Source organism: Hydrogenibacillus schlegelii (assembly GCF_001653195.1).
Taxonomy (GTDB): Bacteria; Bacillota; Bacilli; order Thermicanales; family DSM-22653; genus Hydrogenibacillus; species Hydrogenibacillus schlegelii.
Genome location: NZ_JXBB01000003.1, coordinates 64,937 through 82,080, shown reverse-complemented (window position 1 = coordinate 82,080; position 17,144 = coordinate 64,937). Strand labels below are relative to the sequence as shown.

15 protein-coding genes are annotated in these 17,144 nt (G+C 66.6%); 4 read left to right on the top strand and 11 right to left on the bottom strand.

Annotation, left to right across the window (positions count from 1 at the left end):
* Positions 1–718: RNA-guided endonuclease TnpB family protein (locus tag SA87_RS02330; protein ID WP_066198585.1), on the top strand; the 718-nt coding region annotated here is incomplete at its 5' end.
* A gap of 175 nt (positions 719–893) precedes the next feature.
* On the opposite strand, the gene SA87_RS02325 is transcribed toward SA87_RS02330, so the two are convergent.
* The 3 genes from SA87_RS02325 to SA87_RS02315 form a co-directional block, all read right to left on the bottom strand.
* Positions 894–1,946: a ribonucleotide-diphosphate reductase subunit beta gene (locus tag SA87_RS02325; RefSeq protein ID WP_066198583.1), complete on the bottom strand. Its 1,053-nt coding sequence runs from the start codon at positions 1,944–1,946 to the stop codon at positions 894–896.
* Between the two features lie 98 nt (positions 1,947–2,044).
* Positions 2,045–2,545: a flavodoxin domain-containing protein gene (locus SA87_RS02320; protein WP_066198580.1), complete on the bottom strand. Its 501-nt coding sequence runs from the start codon at positions 2,543–2,545 to the stop codon at positions 2,045–2,047.
* On the bottom strand, positions 2,542–4,830 hold the full coding sequence (locus tag SA87_RS02315; protein ID WP_066198577.1) for a ribonucleoside-diphosphate reductase subunit alpha: 2,289 nt from the start codon (positions 4,828–4,830) through the stop codon (positions 2,542–2,544). The genes SA87_RS02320 and SA87_RS02315 overlap by 4 nt, the downstream gene beginning before the upstream one ends.
* A 422-nt stretch (positions 4,831–5,252) precedes the next feature.
* Between SA87_RS02315 and SA87_RS02310 the strand changes: the two genes are divergently transcribed.
* Positions 5,253–6,875, top strand: a complete 1,623-nt coding sequence (locus SA87_RS02310; RefSeq protein ID WP_066198571.1) for an N-acetylmuramoyl-L-alanine amidase family protein — start codon at positions 5,253–5,255, stop codon at positions 6,873–6,875.
* 83 nt (positions 6,876–6,958) lie between these two features.
* On the opposite strand, the gene dtd is transcribed toward SA87_RS02310, so the two are convergent.
* The 6 genes from dtd to SA87_RS13855 form a co-directional block, all read right to left on the bottom strand.
* Entirely contained in the window at positions 6,959–7,408 is a 450-nt protein-coding gene (gene dtd, locus SA87_RS02305; RefSeq protein WP_066198615.1) for a D-aminoacyl-tRNA deacylase, read from the bottom strand.
* Positions 7,409–7,585: 177 nt separating this feature from the next.
* On the bottom strand, positions 7,586–9,754 hold the full coding sequence (locus SA87_RS02300; protein ID WP_211258098.1) for a RelA/SpoT family protein: 2,169 nt from the start codon (positions 9,752–9,754) through the stop codon (positions 7,586–7,588).
* Between the two features lie 157 nt (positions 9,755–9,911).
* Positions 9,912–10,442 carry an adenine phosphoribosyltransferase gene (locus tag SA87_RS02295; RefSeq protein WP_066198569.1) on the bottom strand — a complete coding sequence of 177 codons (531 nt, stop codon included), beginning with the start codon at positions 10,440–10,442 and terminating at the stop codon, positions 9,912–9,914.
* 51 nt (positions 10,443–10,493) lie between these two features.
* On the bottom strand, positions 10,494–11,429 hold the full coding sequence (gene secF, locus SA87_RS12495; protein ID WP_169816885.1) for a protein translocase subunit SecF: 936 nt from the start codon (positions 11,427–11,429) through the stop codon (positions 10,494–10,496).
* A complete protein-coding gene (secD, locus tag SA87_RS12490; protein WP_066442051.1) occupies positions 11,410–12,681 on the bottom strand; it encodes a protein translocase subunit SecD in 1,272 nt (423 codons plus the stop codon). The genes secF and secD overlap by 20 nt, the downstream gene beginning before the upstream one ends.
* A gap of 242 nt (positions 12,682–12,923) precedes the next feature.
* The gene (locus SA87_RS13855) at positions 12,924–13,457 is read right to left on the bottom strand and encodes a post-transcriptional regulator (protein WP_245637606.1); all 534 of its coding nucleotides are present in this window, start codon (positions 13,455–13,457) and stop codon (positions 12,924–12,926) included.
* A gap of 287 nt (positions 13,458–13,744) precedes the next feature.
* On the opposite strand from SA87_RS13855, the gene SA87_RS02280 reads away from it, so the two are divergent.
* Positions 13,745–15,340, top strand: coding sequence for an oligosaccharide flippase family protein (locus tag SA87_RS02280; protein WP_066198563.1), 1,596 nt, complete (start codon positions 13,745–13,747; stop codon positions 15,338–15,340).
* Between the two features lie 203 nt (positions 15,341–15,543).
* Here the strand turns inward: SA87_RS02280 and SA87_RS02270 are convergent, their stop codons facing one another.
* Complete coding sequence (locus tag SA87_RS02270; RefSeq protein WP_066198557.1) at positions 15,544–16,278, bottom strand: YetF domain-containing protein; 735 nt, start codon at positions 16,276–16,278, stop codon at positions 15,544–15,546.
* Between the two features lie 127 nt (positions 16,279–16,405).
* On the opposite strand from SA87_RS02270, the gene SA87_RS02265 reads away from it, so the two are divergent.
* A complete protein-coding gene (locus SA87_RS02265) occupies positions 16,406–16,774 on the top strand; it encodes a TIGR04086 family membrane protein (RefSeq protein WP_066198554.1) in 369 nt (122 codons plus the stop codon).
* 18 nt (positions 16,775–16,792) lie between these two features.
* On the opposite strand, the gene yajC is transcribed toward SA87_RS02265, so the two are convergent.
* Complete coding sequence (gene yajC / locus SA87_RS02260; protein ID WP_082718317.1) at positions 16,793–17,125, bottom strand: preprotein translocase subunit YajC; 333 nt, start codon at positions 17,123–17,125, stop codon at positions 16,793–16,795.
* Positions 17,126–17,144: the final 19 nt, after the last annotated feature.

Below are 17,144 nucleotides of genomic sequence, written 5' to 3'. Positions count from 1 at the left end.
GGTAACCCGTAAGCAGGCCGCCCTCCTTGAACGCCTCGGCCGGGACGTGAGGCAGGGCGCGGCGAAGCTGTACGAAAAGCGCGGGCGGTGGTTCCTCGCCCTTTCGGTCACGCTGCCCGTCGAGGAGGTGAAGACCCTTCCCGCGGACAAAATCGCCGGGATCGACATGGGCCTTCGCTACTTGGCCGTGGTCAATTGCGAAGGTGAGACACTGTTTTTCCACGGCAACCAAGCAGCCTACATCCGACGACGCTACCACGCTCTCCGTAAGCGGATGGGGAAGGCCAAAGCCATCAAAGCCATCCGTAAGATGAAGGACAAAGAAGCCCGCTGGATGAAAGACCAGGACCACAAGATCAGCCGGGCCATCGTGGTTTGGTGCCTCGCCCGTGGCGTGGGCATCATCCGGATGGAGAAGCTGGAAGGCATTCGCCGGCGGAAAACCCGGAAGCGCGACTTCGGGCGATCGCTTCATTCCTGGTCTTTCTACCGGCTTCAGCAGTTTATCGCCTACAAGGCGGGCCTCGCCGGTATCCGCGTCGAATGGGTGAACCCGAAGGATACCAGCCGGGCGTGCCCGCGGTGCGGGCACTGCGCAAAAGAGAACCGAAACGGCATCCGGTTCCGGTGCCGGAAGTGCGGCTACCGCGGACACGCGGATGCCGTCGGCGCCTGGAATATCAGCCTCGCGATTAGCGGCCTGGCCGAGGCGGCGTAAGCCGCCGTTCGAGGGCCGCCGCCCGGTGCGGTAACGCCTTTCGGCGGAACGCAGCCGGGGCGGGCCGATGACCCGGCCCAGATGGCGCTGCGATGAGGCCGAAGCTGAAAGGCATGAGGCCGAGCAAGCGCTAACCTCCCCGTGGGAATCCCCGGAATTCATTCCGGGGAGGAGGTCAAAGTTCGTCAAAGCCGTTGTCGTCGGTGACTTTGCTGTAGGCACGGGCTTTTTGCTCAAAGAAATCGGTCTTGATGTTGTTGAGGTTCTCATCGCTGTAGGCGCGGATCCAGGGCATGACGTTTTCCGTATAGCCGGGGTAGAGGTCGGGAAGACCGAGCATGGACAGGCGCTTGTTGGCGAGGTATTTGACGTAGCCCAGCATCTCTTCGAGATCAATGCCGGGGAGACCTTTTAACACTTCGCGCGTCCAGTTCGATTCGAGCTCGACGGCTTTGCCGATCGTCTGCAGGGTGAATTCGGTGAACTCCCCGTTTCGATCGAGCTCGGGGTTTTCCGTAAGAATCGCCCGCAAAAGGAGCGAGATGAAATAGCTGTGCTGCATCTCGTCGCGCTGGATGTAGCTGATCATCGTCGAGGTGCCGAGCATCTTCTGGTTGCGGGCGAGGTTGTAGAAGAAGGCAAAACCCGAGTAGAAGTTGAGCCCTTCGAGGATGATCGAGGCGACGAGACTTTTCGCGAGGGCGAGAGCGGTCCGCTCGTTGCGGAAGTTTTCGTACAGGTCGACGATGAAGGCATTTCGGGCGATGACCGCCGGGTCTTCGTGCGCCCGGGTAAACGTCCTGTTCTGCACGTCCAGCGGGACGATCGAAGAGAGGACGTAGGAATAGCTCTGATTGTGCACGGCCTCCTGCTGGGCGATGATGGAGAGGATGGCATGCACCGACGGATCGGAGACGAACAGGGCCGCTTCCAGAATGAAGCGTGTCTGAACGGAATCGAGGTTCGAAAGAAGCCCGATCGTTCGGAGGTACGCTTCCTGCTCTCTGGCGGAAAGCGTCCCCCACTCCTTGACGTCCTTCGTCATCGGGATTTCGTCGGGAATCCAGAAGTTGCGAAGGAGCGTCTTGTAGACGTCGTAAAACTGCGGGTAGCGGATGTCGTTCCAGTTGACGATGCCGCTCGCCTCCCCGCCCACAATGGCGGTGGCGCGGTTCGGGCGGCCGGGGGAAAGCAGGCGAATTTTCGTCAGTGGTCGCTCAACGGTCACGGCCGCTTCCCTCCTTCGGTCATCGGAACGCCGTTCCGGTCGGAAACGGGCAGGAAAACGGGCGCGGGGACGCCACGGCTGCGAGCCGATCCAGGCCGCTACGCCCGCACGGGTCGAACCGGCGCCGGCAGGCGGCCGGTTGCCGCCCGGTAGGCGTCCCGGGCCCAGGCGACGAGCTTCGGCGCTTGGCCAAGGCCGTGGGGCGACTGCTCGAGCTTCATCCCCTCGGCGACGACCCGGACGCCGCGGCGTTCGAGGTGGTAGCGGACGGCATCGACCGCCCGGCAGAAACGGGGGAAGATGGAATCGCCGGTACCGAAGACCGCCGCCGGCGGAAGGGGCCGGTACCGGTCTGCCTCGTCGATGAGGAGGCGCCGGAGAAAACGGCGCATCGCCTCGGGAAGCTCCCCGTCGCCCCAGGTATAGGTGCCGAAGAAGGCGACCGGCGCCTCCCCGGCGGCGAGGGTGGAGAGGACGGCCTCGAGGGCCGCCGGATCGCCGGCGACGTCCACCGGCGTGCCGCCGACCGCCTCGGCGACGAGGTGCGCCGCCTCCTCGGTATTGCCGCTTAAGCTCGTGTAAAAGACCGGCACGATCACGACTGGCACACCTCGCATTCTTCCACTTCGACGGACGTCGAGCGGACGTAATACGTCGTCTTGACCCCGCTTCTCCAGGCGGCGAGGTGCAGGTCGAGAAGTTCTTTGGCCTTGATCGTGTTTTTCACGTAGAGGTTGAGGCTCGCCCCTTGGTCGATGTGCCGGCTCCGGGCGGCCTGCTGCCGGATCGTCCAGTGCTGGTCGATCTCGTGGGCGCTCTTGTAGTACCACATCAGGCCCTGCTCGATGTCCGGCGCGACGATCGGGATGCGGTAGGTGTTTTTCTCCTCGACGTACTCTTTCCGGTAGATCGGATCGATGGACGGCGTCGAGCCGCCGACGATCGCCGTCGTCCCGTTCGGGGCGATGGCCATCATGTAGCCGTTCCGGACGCCGTAACGCCGGACGTCTTCCTTGAGGGCCTGCCACTCGGGGCTCGTGTAGCCCCGCCGCTCGAAGTAAAGACCGCTTTCCCACTCCGAGCCCGGGAAGAGCGGATACGGGCCTTTTTCCTTGGCGAGTTCGTTCGACGCCTTGATCGTGAGGTAGGCGATCTTTTCGTACAGCTCGTCCGCGTAGCGGACGGCCTCGTCGCTCTCCCAGCGGATGCGCTTTAAGGCGAGCAGATGGTGCCAGCCGTACGTGCCGAGGCCGATGGCCCGGTACTTCTGGTTCGTCACCTGCGCCTGCAGGACTTCGAGCTTGTTCAGGTCGATGACGTTGTCGAGCATCCGCACCTGGATCGGGATGAGCCGCTCGAGAACGCCATCCGGCACCGCCCGCGCGAGGTTGATCGACGACAGGTTGCAGACGACGAAATCCCCGGGCTTTTTCTTGGTGACGATCGTGCCGTCTTCTTCCAGGTACTCCTCGACGACGGTCGTCGCCGAGTTGTTCTGCAGGATCTCCGTGCAGAGGTTGGACGCGTAGATCACCCCGGCGTGCTTGTTCGGGTTCATCCGGTTGGCCGTATCCCGGTACATCATGTACGGCACGCCGGTTTCGAGCTGCGATCGCATGATGCGCTTCATGATCTCGATCGCCGGGACGATCTTCTTGGAGATGTTCGGGTCGTCGACGAGCTCCTGGTATTTTTCCCGGAAGGAACCCCGGCCGACCTCTTCGTCGTAAAAGTCTTCCAACGACCAGCCCTTCTTCATCCGCACCTCGTGCGGATCAAACAGGTACCAGTCTTCCCGCGCCTCGACCTTTTCCATGAAGAGGTCGGGGATGACGACGCCGGTGAAAAGGTCGTGGGTCCGCAGGCGCTCGTCGCCGTGGTTGAGCTTAAGGTCGAGAAACTCGAGAATGTCCTTGTGCCAGACGTCGAGGTAGATGGCGATCGCACCCTGCCGCTGGCCGAGCTGATCGACGGAGATCGCCGTGTTGTTGAGCTGACGGGCCCACGGGACGATGCCGGAAGAGAGCCCTTGGATGCCTTTGATCATGCTCCCGCGGGGGCGGAGCTTGCCGAGGTAGACGCCGATGCCGCCGCCGGCCTTCGAGAGGAGGGCGACGTCGGTGTTGGAGTCGTAGATGCCCCGGAGGGAGTCGTCGACAACGTCGATGAAGCAGCTCGAAAGCTGACCCCACGCCTTGCCGGCGTTGGCAAACGTCGGCGTCGCCACCGTCATGTAGAGGTTCGACAGCGCCCAGTACGCCTCCTCGACGAGGGCGAGCCGCTTCGACCGCTCTTCCTTTTGCATGAGGTAGAGGGCGATGACGAGGAAGCGCTCCTGAGGGAGCTCGAACGTCCGGCGCTGCTTGTCCCGGGCGAGGTAGCGGGTCGCAAGGGTCAAAAGTCCCGGCAGGTTGAACAGGTGGTCCCGCTCCGGGACGATCATCCGGGCCGCCGCCCGGAGCTCGTCCTCGGTGTAGGCGACGAGAAGGTGGTCGGAATAGACGCCCTCGGCGTGAAGATGCCGGAGAAGGGCGACGAAATCCCCGTACGGGTGCGCCGGATCGAGGACATACCCCCGATTGGCCGCCGCCTCCCGGTAGAGCCGGCGGAGGTAAAACCGCGCCGCCACGTACGTCCAGCGGGGGGAGGCGACGGAGACTTCGTCCAGGCTGTTCCGGACGAGGAGGTCGACGAGCGCCGATTCCGTGAGGCTCTCCCGAAGCTCAGGATCCGCCAGCGCCTCCTCGACGTAGCGCCGGACGCGGCCGCGGAAGCGCTCGACGCGCTCCGCCTCGAGCTCCGAAAAAAGCGGGAGCACCGCCTCCATCTCCGCCTCGACGAACGCCAGCGGGTCAAGGCGAACGCCTGTCGCCGTCTTCTGCATCCCGATCGCCTCCTGCCCGATCCGGTGATCCGGAGATATCGATCATTTCGTCCGCTTCCGATCATTCGGACGCTTATCTTTTGCCCCTCAACGGTTCGGCGTCCTTTTCACGGTCCGTTTTCACGCTGTCCCCAAGCGTTCACCGGGCGCCGCACGGCCGCGCGGCGCCCGGCCGCGGCGGTCGACCGCTTCGGCGGCTCCCCCGGCGGCCGATTCGGGGACGCTTCACCCGTGCGCCAATGCCCATACATATGCGGTATAACTCCTGTTCAAACACCATATGTAGGGTCTGGCTTCAGTATAGCGCTTGTCCGACCGGAAAACAAGCCCAAAGCCAGGCATTTTTTGCCGTATTCCTGCCCGCAACGCGCCTCCGCCGGCGGCGTACAAGCTCATGAGCCCAGACGAGAGGTTGAGGCTCGATGGACGCACTGCGGGCATGGTTCCGACGGCCCACCGGCGCCTTCCTCCCCGCCGCCCTGATCCTCCTCGGGGCGTTCGCGCTCCTCGTCGCCGGGCGGGCGGAAGAAAGCCGGGCGGAAGCGGAAGCGGTGATCATCGCCGGCGACGTGGTCAACGTCCGGAAGGGCCCCGGGACGAACACCGCCATTGTCGCCCAGGTCCGCCGGGGCGAGCGGTACGCCGTCCTCGAACGGAAGGGCGACTGGATCCGGATCGCCTACCGGCCCGGGAAAAGCGGCTGGGTCGCCGGCTGGCTCACCCGGCCGGCCCCCGCCGCCGGCGGCATCGCCTACGCCGCGGAAAAGGCGGACGCTTTCGTCGAGGCGGCGGTTCGGGACCTGAACGTTCGGAGCGGCCCCGGCACCGACCGGCCGGTCATCGGCCGCATCCAGCCCGGCACCCGCTACCCCCTCCTCGACACCGCCGGCGACTGGCGCAAGATCCGCCTGTCCGACGGCCGGACCGGCTGGGTGGCGGGCTGGCTTTCGGTCGTCGTGCCGGCCGAAGGCTCAACCGCCCAGGCGGCCAGAGAGAATACCGCCGCAGGGCCCGGCGCCCCCCCGTCGAGGGCGGCCGGCGGCACCGCCCCCCAGCCGGCGCGCGTCCGGATCGACACCGACGTCGCCAACTTCCGGAACGGACCGACGCTCGACGCGAACGTCATCGGCAAGCTCCTCCGGGGGACGACCGGCCGCGTCATCGCCCGGGAAGGCGACTGGGTGAAGATCGCCCTGGACGACGGGACGGAGGGCTGGGTGGCCGGCTGGCTCGTCGCGCCGGCGGAGGAGGCGTCGGATCGCGGCACCGTCGTCATCGTCGCCGACGGGACGAACATCCGAAAGGCGCCGAGCCTCACCGCCGACATCGTCCGCGTCGCCCGCCTCGGCGAGCGCTACCCGATCGTCGAAGGGATCGGCGACTGGTACGCCGTCCGCCTCGACGACGGGAGCATCGCCTACGTCGCCGCCTGGGTCGTCTCAAAGGATGGCGTCATCGACCGGGTGACCGGCGGCCGGCTCCTCGGCAGGACGATCGTCCTCGACCCCGGCCACGGCGGCATCGACGACGGGGCGACCGGCATCGACGGGACGAAGGAAAAGGCGCTCAACCTCGCCGTCGCCCTCCGGCTGGAGGAGAAGCTCATCGCCGAAGGAGCGACGGTCATCCTCACCCGCCGGGACGACCGGACGGTGTCGCTTCAGGACCGCGTCGCCCGGGCGGTGACCGCCGGCGCCGACGTCTTCTTAAGCCTGCACCACAACACCCACCCGTCGCCGGCGATGCGGGGGACGATCACCTTCTACCATCGCGATCAGGCCCTCGCGCAGGCGATCCAGGCGGCCCTCGTGGCGAAGACGGGTCTCGCCGACCTCGGCGCCCGGTACGGCAACTATTACGTGCTGCGGGAAAATCCGCGGCCGAGCGCCCTCATCGAATTCGGCTTCATCTCAAACGCCGCCGAAGTCGCCGTCTTGAAAAGCCCGGCCATGATCGACCGGGAAGCGGAGGGAGTCGTCGAAGGGCTCGTCCGCTACTTCAGCACCCAACAAACGGCCCAAAAAGGAACGCGCGCCGTCCGCTGAGGACGGCGCGCATTTTTCGGCGTCGCCGGCGACCGGACCGCTGCTCAGGGAAGCTTCGGCGTCGACCCGAATTGAAAGTTCCTTCAAAAGAGCTCCGCCGAATCGAGAATGAGCGTCACCGGGCCGTCGTTCACGAGTTCGACGGTCATATGGGCGCCGAAGCGGCCGGTGGCGACCTCGAGGCCGTGCCCGGTGAGGGCGCGGTTGAACGCTTCATAGAGCGCCCGGGCGGCCTCCGCCTCGAGGGCAGCGGAAAAGCTCGGCCGCCGCCCTCGCCGGACGTCGCCGTAGAGGGTGAACTGCGACACCGACAGAACCCCCCCGCCGGCGTCCCGGAGGCTGACGTTCATCTTCCCTGCCTCGTCGGGAAAAATCCGGAGGTCGGCGATCTTCGCCGCCATTTTCCTGCAAGTGGCCTCGTCGTCGCCGGCGGTAAAGCCGACCAGAAGGACGGCGCCGGGCCCGATGGCGCCGACGACCTCGCCGTCCACCGTCACCCGAGCCCGGTGCACCCGCTGCAGCACGATCCGCACCGCACCGCCTCCTCGCTTTTTCGGCAAAACACGCCGCCTCCGTCGGGCCGGCGGCTTTCTCGGCGATCCCCGCCGCTTTCGTTCCCTGGACGACGTTCTCGGCACCACCCGCCGCGCCGCCGTCCCGACGATTTTCCCGGCGATCCACGACACGCCGTCCCCGTCGCTCCGACGACGCTACGGCTCGAGCACCCGCCGGACGGAGTGGACGTCCTGGACCCGCTTGATGCGTTCGACGACCCGTTGCAGGTGTTCGAGGTTCCGGATGGCGAGGGTCATCGTGATCCGGGCCAGCCGGTTCCGGTCCGCCCGGCCGGTGACTTTCGTCAGGTTCGTCTTCGTCTCGTTGACCGCCTGCAGGACGTCGTTCAAAAGCCCCTGGCGGTCCATCGCCAGCACCTCGATCTCGACCGGAAAGGTCGCCTCCGGATCCGGCGCCCACTCCGCCGGGACGAGCCGCGCCGGGTCTTCCCGGGCAACGTTCGGGCAATCCGTCCGGTGGATCGACACGCCCCGGCCCCGGGTGATGAAGCCGACGATGGCATCGCCCGGCACCGGGCTGCAGCATCGGGACAGGCGGACGAGCACGTTGTCCATCCCGGCGACGCGGACGCCCTGTCGGGTCGACCGCGTCTTGAGGGGGGCCGGCGCCGGCGGAGGTGTCGCCTCGGCGTGCTCCTTCCGGTAGAGCTCGAGGAAGCGGCCCATCACCTGCCCCGGCGACAAGGCGCCGAAGCCGACGGCGACGAGGAGCTCGTCGAACGACTGAACGTTGAACCGGCCGAGGACGTCCTTGAGATAGGCGTCCTTGAACGCCTCTTTCGGCGAAAGGCCGTGCCGGCGGGCCTCCTGCTCCAGAAGCTCGCGGCCCCGAAGGATCATCTCCTCCCGGCGCTCTTTTTTGAACCACGCCCGGATCTTGTTCCGGGCGTGCTGCGTCTTGGCGATCTTGAGCCAGTCGAGGCTCGGTCCGTACGAATGCTTGGAGGTGAGGATCTCGACGATGTCCCCCGTCTTCAGCGGGTGATCGAGGGGAACGATCTTGCCGTTGACTTTGGCGCCGACGGTCCGGTTGCCGATCTCGGTGTGAATCCGGTAGGCAAAATCGAGCGGCACCGCTCCGGCCGGAAGCTCGATGACGTCGCCTTTCGGCGTAAAGACGAAGACGACGTCGGAAAACAGGTCCATCTTGAGCGACTCGACGAACTCTTTGGCGCTCGAGGCGTCCTGCTGGTACTCGAGGAGCTGCCGGATGAAGCGGATGCGCTTCGCTTCTTCGGCGGCGTTTTTCGCCGACTTCCCCTCTTTGTAGGCCCAGTGGGCGGCGATCCCGTACTCGGCCGTGTAGTGCATCTCCCGGGTGCGGATCTGCACTTCGAGCGGCTCGCCTTCCGGGCCGATGACCGTCGTGTGGAGCGACTGGTACAGGTTCGCCTTCGGCATGGCGATGTAGTCCTTGAAGCGGCCCGGCATCGGCTTCCAGAGGGTGTGGACAATACCGAGGACGCTGTAGCAGTCCCGGACGCTGTCGACGATGACCCGGACGGCGAGGAGGTCGTAAATCTCGTCGAACGACTTGTGCTGATCCCGCATCTTCCGGTAGATGCTGTAGATGTGCTTCGGCCGGCCGGTCACCTCCGCCCGGAGGCCCATCTCGTCGAGCTTCGCCCGGAGCGTCTCGATGACCTTGTTGATGTACGCCTCCCGCTCGGCCCGCTTTTTTTTCATCAGGTGGACGATGCGGTAGTATTGCTGCGGGTTCAAGAAGCGGAGGGCGATGTCCTCAAGCTCCCACTTGATCTTCGAAATGCCGAGGCGGTGGGCGATCGGGGCGTAGATATCGAGCGTCTCTTCGGCGATCCGCCGCTGGTCTTCCTCCGAGCGGAACTTGAGCGTCCGCATGTTGTGCAGCCGGTCGGCGAGCTTGATCAGGATGACCCGGATATCCCGGGCCATCGCAAGGAGCATCTTGCGGTAGTTTTCCGCCTGCTGCTCTTCTTTGGACTGAAACTGGATCCGCCGAAGCTTGGTCACGCCGTCGACGAGGGAGGCGACCTCATCGCCGAACGCCGCTCGGACGTCCTCGAGCGTCACGGCGGTGTCTTCGACGATGTCGTGCAGGAGGGCGGCGATGAGAACCGTCGCATCCATCCGGAGCTCGGCGAGGATCTCCGCCACCGCCACCGGGTGGGTGATGTACGGATCGCCGGAGATGCGGTACTGTCCGTCGTGGTGCCGGGCGGCAAATCCGTACGCCTCGCGCACCCGCGCCCGGTCCGCCTCCGACAGGTACCCGAGCTTCGCCGCCAGCGATTCGAACGGGCTCACCACGGCGGTTTCGGCCACGGACCTCACCTCCCTCCGGCTTTTGTCCACCGGCTTTCACAACATTATAACGCAAAAAGCGGCCGGGAGAAACGGCCGCCGGCTGCCGACCGGAGTGCCGCCGTACCGCGGACGCCCCCGTTCGGCCGATCGATTCGAACGATTCGTCGAAAAACGCTCAAAACCGGATCAGCGTGACGATCGGCGCCGGGGCGATTTTTTGCTCCAGAGCCGCCCGGCCGCCGAGATACGTCAGCTCGATCAAAAACACCGCCCCGACCACCTCGCCGTCGAGCCTGTGGACGAGCTCGACGGTGGCGCCGATCGTCCCGCCGGTGGCGAGGAGGTCGTCCGCAACGAGCACCCGCGTCCCGGGCGGGAATGCGTCCCGGTGGACGGCGAGATCGTCCGGGCCGTATTCCTTCTCGTACGTCACGCTCACCGTCTCCGCCGGAAGCTTTCCGGGCTTTCGCACCGGCACGAAACCGACGCCGAGGGCGTAAGCGATCGGCGCTCCGATGGCAAACCCCCGGGCCTCCGGCCCGACGATCACCTCCGGCCGAAGCGGCCGGACGGCCTCGACGAGGGCGTCGATCGCCGCCCGGAACGCCCGGCCGTCTTTTAAGAGCGTCGTGATGTCCTTAAACAGGATGCCCGGCTGAGGAAAATCCGGAATGACCCGGATCAGCCGCTTGAAGTCGAAGTCCACCTCCGTCGCTCCTTTCCGTACGCCGTGCGCCGCCGCCCGCCGGCGAGCGCCTCAGGCGCCCGAAGCGGTGGCCTTTTTCCGGCGGAGGTCCCATTCCCGCCACTCGACCCAAAGCTGGGCAGCGGTGAAGATCGACGAGTAGGCGCCGAGGACGAGACCGATGGAAAGCGTCAGCGAAAACAAAAACAGCCCCTCACCGCCCAGAAAAAGGAGCGCCAGCGCCGCAAACAGCACCGTCGCCACCGTGTTCACCGAACGGACGAACACCTGCCGGATGCTGTCGTTGACGACCGCCTCGACGTCTTCCTGCCGCCGGATGTTCCGCTGCCGGACGTTTTCCCGGATGCGGTCGAAGATGATCACCGTGTCGTTGATCGAATAGCCGACGATCGTCAGGAGCGCCGTGACGAACGTCACGTCGACCTCGATCTGCAAAAAGGCGATGATCCCGATGAGCGTCACGACGACGTTCAAGATGCTCACGATCGCCGAGACGGCCATCCGATATTCGAAACGAACGGTCATGTAGACGACGATGCCGAGGGCGGCGATGAGGAGCGTATACGCCGCCTTTTTCGCAAGCTCCCGGCCGACGATCGGATCGATCTTGCTCACCGTAAACTGGACCGTTTCCCCGAAGTGGGCCTCGATCGCCTGCCGCACCGCCGTCTCTTCCGCCTGGGTGAGGGCTCCCTTGAAGCGGAGGACGAGGGTCGTGTCGGCGCCGCTTCCCGTCCGGGCGATCTGGGACGGCTCCGCCAGACCCTTTTCTCGGAAGAGGGCGTGGATTTCCTCGTCGGAGAAGGCCTTGCCGACCTTCGCCTCGACGCGGGTCCCGCTCGTGAAGTCGACGCCGAGGTTGAGCCCCCGGACGGCGAGCGAGACGAGGCCGATGAGAAGAAGCGCCAGGGACAGAAGGAAAAAAAGGCGCCGCCGACCGACGAAGTCGAAGCGGGTGTAAAACGGTTCACGCGGCACGGATCTCACGCTCCCGGACGCCAAAGAACGCCGGCCGGTCAAAGCGGCCGCTTCGGACGAGCAGGTGGAGAAGGAGGCGCGCCAGCCCGACGTTCGTGATCAGGTTGAGCACCGTGCTCAGGATGTGGATGACGGCAAAGCCCCGGATGGCGCTCGCCCCGCCCATGATAAAGAGCACGATGCCGGCGATGAGGGTCGTCACGTGGGCATCGAGGATCGTCATGAGGCTTCGGCGGGAGCCCGCCTTCACCGCCGACGGGATCGACTTGCCGCTCCGCAGTTCGTCTTTGATCCGCTCGTCGGTGATGATGTTCGCGTCGACGGCCATGCCCATGCCGAGGATGAGGGCGGCGATCCCCGGGAGCGTGAGCGTCACCCGGATGCCCCAGAGAAAGAAAAAGACGAGGTAGACGTAGGCGAAGAGCGTGACGACGGCGACGAACCCCGGCAGCCGGTAGACGGCGAGCATGAAGACGGCGATAAAAAGAAGCGCCGCCACGCCGGCTTCGATCCCCCTGAAAAGGGCCGCCTGGCCGAGGGTCGGGCTCACCGACGCGTAAGAAAGCTCGACGAGCTTCACCGGGAGCGCCCCGGCGTTCAAAAGCCCGGCAAGCCGGCGGGCTTCCTCGACGTCGGCCATCCCCTCGATCACCGCCTGGCCGTTTGTGATCGTGGCGTTCACCGTCGGCGCCGAGATGAGGCGATCGTCGAGGAAGATCGCCAGCCGGTGCTTGGGATCGCCATGGGGGATCGACCGGGTGATCGCTTCGAGTTTTTTCGGATCTTTGACCGTGAGGGAAACCATCGGCGCGGTCGTCCGGTCGGAGAAGACCACCCTGGCCGCGCCCTCCTTGAGGTCGGCGCCGGTGAGAAGGTCCGGGCTTTCTTCGACGACGTTCCCTTTGTCGTCCAGAACGAGGTGGCGAAACGCGAGGTGCGCCTCGGCGGCGAGCATCTGCCGGGCTTCGTCGACGTTCGTCACGCCGGGGAGCTGGATGCGGATCCGGTCCGGCGGTTCCGGCTCGATGAGCGGCTCGGCGACGCCGAGGACGTTGATCCGGTTGGCGAGAACCGTCTCCGTCTGCCGGAGGAGATCGGTCGTCACCGGGCCGCCGCCGTGGGGCTCGATCTTGTAGAGAAGCTCAAACCCCCCCTGCAGATCGAGGCCGAGGGTGATTCCCCGGGCGAGGGGCCAGAAGGTCGTGCCGATGAGGACGAAAAGGGCGGCGACGATCAGCGCAAACTGGACGAGCTGTCGCATCGATGGGCTCCGATCTCCTTTCGCCGGACGGGCGGAATCGGGGCGCCGGTGCCTCGACCGGCGCCGGCGGTGCCCCGGGGCAAAAGCGGAGCCGGTCCGCCTCCGCCGCCCGGCGGCGCCGTGAAAATACGTTCTTATTATAGTAAGCCGCGGCGGATGGGACAAGTCGGGCGGCCGCTTTCGTCCGACTTGGGCGCTTTCTTCGGAGCGCCCATCCGGCGGGGGCGCCCCGCTTTTTTCGTCTAGCGACCGCGCCACGCTTCCCGGACCGCCGCGGTCATGAAGGCGTTCGGCCGAAGGCCGAGGATGTCTCCGACGACGCGATAAAGGGGCGGCACTTCACGGCGGTAGCGGCCGAGAAAGTAGGACCAGAGGTCTTCGGCCCGAACGCCGGCGTAGCCGAGCAGCCGAAATTCTTCCGCCTTGGAAGCGCAAAGCGCCTTCAACATGGCCGCCGTCTCCGGGCCGAACGCCCGGACGAAGACCGCATCCGGCGCCTCCGCCGGAAGCGCGCCGTCCCGCCCCGGCAAGGGGCCTTCCGACGGCGCCCCGGCCTTCCCGGGCGGCGGCGCGGCCCCCTCCACGGCCGCGGCTTCCGCTGCCGAAGGCGCGGCGAGGGCCCGCTCCGGCGGAAGCGCCTCCGGCGGCATCGTTCTCGGGGCGACGGCCCGGCCGCTTCGCGCCTCCAGCGCCCGGATCGCCCCTTCGAGGTCAAACGTCAATCCCCATCCCCCCGTTTCGTCCGGTTCGACCATCGCCGGCCCGTTCGACGGCATGAGGCGGGCGGGTGCCGAGGAATCGAAGACGGACGCGGAATCGCGCCGGCTCGGACGACATGGCAATCGGGACGACCTGCGTCCCCCGTCCCCGACCCTTCCCGCGCCGGGGGCGGAGGCCCTCGGGTCGCGGCCCATCGGGGCGATCCTTGCCCCCGGATTCCCGGCCCGAACGACGGGGCGCTGAAGCGGCCTTTGGACGGAACGCCCGCTTTGGACGGGGCGCATGGATGGCGATTCCGGGACATATGCATGAAGGGACGAAACGGACATGAAGGAGCAGGCGCATGCAGTCGTTTCTCGCCGGCACCCTCACCCTTGCCGCAGCCGCCGTCATCGCCCGACTCCTCGGCGTGGTGCCGAAGGTCGTCCTCCCCCGAACGGTCGGCATGGACGTCCTCGGCCTCTATCAGCTCGCCTACCCGGTCCTCGTCTTTCTCGCGACGGTGGCCCGCTTCGGCATGCACGTCGCCGTCTCCGGCCGCGTCGCCGAGGCGATGGCGGCGGGACGGCCGGAAGCGGTCCCTCGCCTCATCCGAGCGGCGCTCGGGTTTTCCCTTTCCGTGGCCGTCCTGCTCGCCCTCGGGCTCGCCGGACTCGCGCCGGTCCTCGCGGCGCGGATCTACCTCGACCCGCGCCTCGCCTGGCCCCTCTGGGGGCTTGCCCCGGCGGTGCCGATCATCGCCGCCGCCACCATCTTCCGAGCGCTGTTTCAGGGCCTGGGCGACATGCGGCCGCCGGCGGTCGGAGCCGTCGTCGAAACGGTCGTCCGCGTCGCCCTCGCCCTCGTCCTTTCGGCGGCGTTTCTGCCGTACGGCGCCGAGGCGGCGGCGTTCGGCCTGGCCGTAAGCATCGCTCTCGGGGAGATCGCCGGCCTCGGGCCGCTTCTTTGGCGGCTTCGCCTCACGCCCCTCGGCCGGCGGCCGAAACGGCCGGCGAGGCCTCCCGAACGGCCCGCGGGGCGTCCCGAGCGGCCGGCAAATGGCCCGCCGGCGGACGGCTCGGCCTTTTTCCACCTGTGGCGGATCGCCTATCCCGTCGGCCTGTCCGGCCTCGTCGGAGCGCTGGCGTACGCCCTGGAGCCGGGGTTCGTCGCCCACAGTTTTCGGGCGGCCGGCATGGAACCGGAAGCGGCGAGCCGCGCCTACGGCATGCTGAGCGGGCTCGCCATCTTTGTCCTCTACTTTCCGACGACGCTGACGTATTCGCTGTCGACGTCCTTAATCCCTGCCATCAGCGCCCTTCGGGAGCAAAAAAAGCCGGCGGCCATCCACCGCCGCCTCGATCAGTCGGCTCGGATGACGGCGCTCATCGCCTTTCCGACCGCCGCCTTCGTCTTCCTCTTCGCCGAACCGCTCTCCGGCCTTCTGTTCGGGGCGGAAGACGTCGCCCCGCTCCTTTCCGTGCTCGCGCCGTTTGCACCGTTTCTCTACTTCCAGGGGCCCCTCGGCGCCGCGCTCCAAGGCCTCGGCTGGATGCGCCTTACCTTCTGGCATACCGTCGCCGGGGCGACGGCGAAGCTCCTCCTCATCGCCGCCCTTGCCCGCCAGCCGGAGCTCGGCGTCCTCGGCGTCGCCTGGGCGCTCAACGGAAGCCTCGCCCTCGTGACGCTCCTTCACGCCGGGCAGCTCCGGCGCCGGATCGGCTGGGGGCCGAAAGGGCGGGACCTCGTGCCGGCGCTTCTCGCCGCCGGAGCGGCCTTTCTCATCGCCCGGGCCTTCCTTTACCCGGCCCTCGCCGGCCTCGGCGCGCCGGCCGCCTTTCTCGCCGCCTCGTTCGGCGGCTTCGTTCTCTACGGGGCCTTCCTCTGGCCGTCCGGCGGCGTCGGACCGGACGACGTCCGGCGGCTCGCCGCCGCCTTCACCGGCCGAAAAGCGGGCTAGGGCCGTCCGGCGATCGGCGGCCGGCCCCGCCGGTCCGACGGTCGAGCCACGGCCGGAAAGCCCGCCGCTTCGTCGCTTCGCGGGAAGGGTGAAAGACGCCCCGCTCCCGGGAAGGGTCCGGCGAAGCGCTGACGCCCGGCACCCGGCCAAAAACCGGCACCGTGTGGACGCCCGCCGGACAGGGCCCGAAGGGAGATGAAGCTTTAGCGGAGCGCCTCCGGCTTCGCCGCCCCGTTTTCCGAATCCGGCGGGTCGACCTCGTCCCGGTAGTCGACGAAAAAGCGCCCCGCCTCGTCCGCGCCGGCGAACAGGACGTCCTTGACGTCCGCCGACCCGTGAGAACGAAGCTGCATCTTCAGCCACCACTCGTCCTTGCCGAGGCGCCGGAGGTTGTCCTGAAGGATCTCGCCGTCGATGATGAGGGGGAGCATCAGGCCGTCCGACGGGACGTTCCGACCGAGGTCTTCGTTCGTCACCGGCTGCTTCGATCGCTTTTTGATCACCGACAGCTTCCCCGTCGGCTCGAGAAAGGCGAACTCGACCTCGCCGAGGTCGGCGATGTCCTTCTCCCGGAGCTGCATCAGGAGGTCGTCGATGTTGTAGCGATGGCGGCGCATCTCGGCGTCGCGGATCTTGCCTTTTTCGATGATGAGGCTCGGCTTCCCGTCGATGAGTTCCCGGAAGCGGCGGCTTTTTAAGGACAGGTACGAAAAGGCGATCTGCACCGCCGCGAGGAGGGCGATCGGAAGCAGGCCCTTGTAGAGGGGCATCTTCGTGTCGTCGATCGTAAAGGCGGCGATCTCGGCGATGATGATCGACACGACGAGGTCGAAGACCGTGAGCTTCCCGATCTCCCGCTTGCCCATCACCCGGAGGGTGACGAGGATGAAGCCGTAGAGGATGAGCGTGCGGGAGAGCATGACCCACAACTCCTGCATCATCCGACCCCTTCCGCCGATGCTCGCCCTTAGTGTCCGGGGCGAACAGGCGGGCTATGCGGCGGGACGGCCGTCAAGTTCTGGACGGGCCGGCCGGCGGCATACGATGGTGTCGGGAGGGGATAAGATGGAACGATCGCTCCTTACCACGTACGCCCGGGCCCTCGGCGTCATGGCGGCGATCGTGGTCGCCGGCACGATCACCCTGACCGCTCTCATCGCCTTCGGGCCGTTTTCCGAGCGGCACGCGCTCCCGGTCGTCTACGGGCTTCACCTCGTGGCCCTCGTCGTCGGCGGATGGATCGTCGGCGCGGCCGCCGGTCGCCGGGGATGGATGCACGGCCTCGTCCTCGGTCTTCTCTACGCCCTTGGGCTCGGCATCATCGGCTTTCTCGCCTACGACGCCCTGCCGGGTTCCAAAGGGCTCCTCTTCGCCGGCCTCGGGCTTTTCTTCGCCACCGCCGGGGGGATGCTCGGCGTCGCACGGCGGCCGTAGGCCGCCGCTTTTTTGCGATCACTTTTTGTCCTTGATGACGGTGCTGATCGCCTGCCGGTCGAAGGTGAGCCGGACGCCATCCCCGACTCGGAGGACGACGGTCTCGTCGGTGAGCTGATCGACCGTTCCGTGCAGGCCGCCGATCGTGATGACTTTATCGCCGCGGCTCAAGGAGGCGAGCATGCGGTTTCGCTCTTTCTGGCGCTTTTGTTGCGGCCGGATGAGGATCAAGTAAAACAAAAGAAACATGACCGCCAGGATGATAAAGTTCAGATACTGAGCGTACGGATTCACCTCGGCGGGCTGGGCACCGGCCTGGGCCAGAAAAAGCGGCGCGTTTGGCGCAAGCATCCGTTCGACCCCTTTCGGC

Bases quoted from the DNA above. Each gene is read 5' to 3' on its own strand.
- SA87_RS02270 (WP_066198557.1), bottom strand. From the start codon at position 16,278: ATGCAGGAGTTGTGGGTCATGCTCTCCCGCACGCTCATCCTCTACGGC.
- secD (WP_066442051.1), bottom strand. From the start codon at position 12,681: ATGCGACAGCTCGTCCAGTTTGCGCTGATCGTCGCCGCCCTTTTCGTC.
- SA87_RS02310 (WP_066198571.1), top strand. From the start codon at position 5,253: ATGGACGCACTGCGGGCATGGTTCCGACGGCCCACCGGCGCCTTCCTC.
- yajC (WP_082718317.1), bottom strand. From the start codon at position 17,125: ATGCTTGCGCCAAACGCGCCGCTTTTTCTGGCCCAGGCCGGTGCCCAG.
- SA87_RS02280 (WP_066198563.1), top strand. From the start codon at position 13,745: ATGCAGTCGTTTCTCGCCGGCACCCTCACCCTTGCCGCAGCCGCCGTC.
- SA87_RS13855 (WP_245637606.1), bottom strand. From the start codon at position 13,457: ATGCCGTCGAACGGGCCGGCGATGGTCGAACCGGACGAAACGGGGGGA.
- SA87_RS02315 (WP_066198577.1), bottom strand. From the start codon at position 4,830: ATGCAGAAGACGGCGACAGGCGTTCGCCTTGACCCGCTGGCGTTCGTC.
- SA87_RS02265 (WP_066198554.1), top strand. From the start codon at position 16,406: ATGGAACGATCGCTCCTTACCACGTACGCCCGGGCCCTCGGCGTCATG.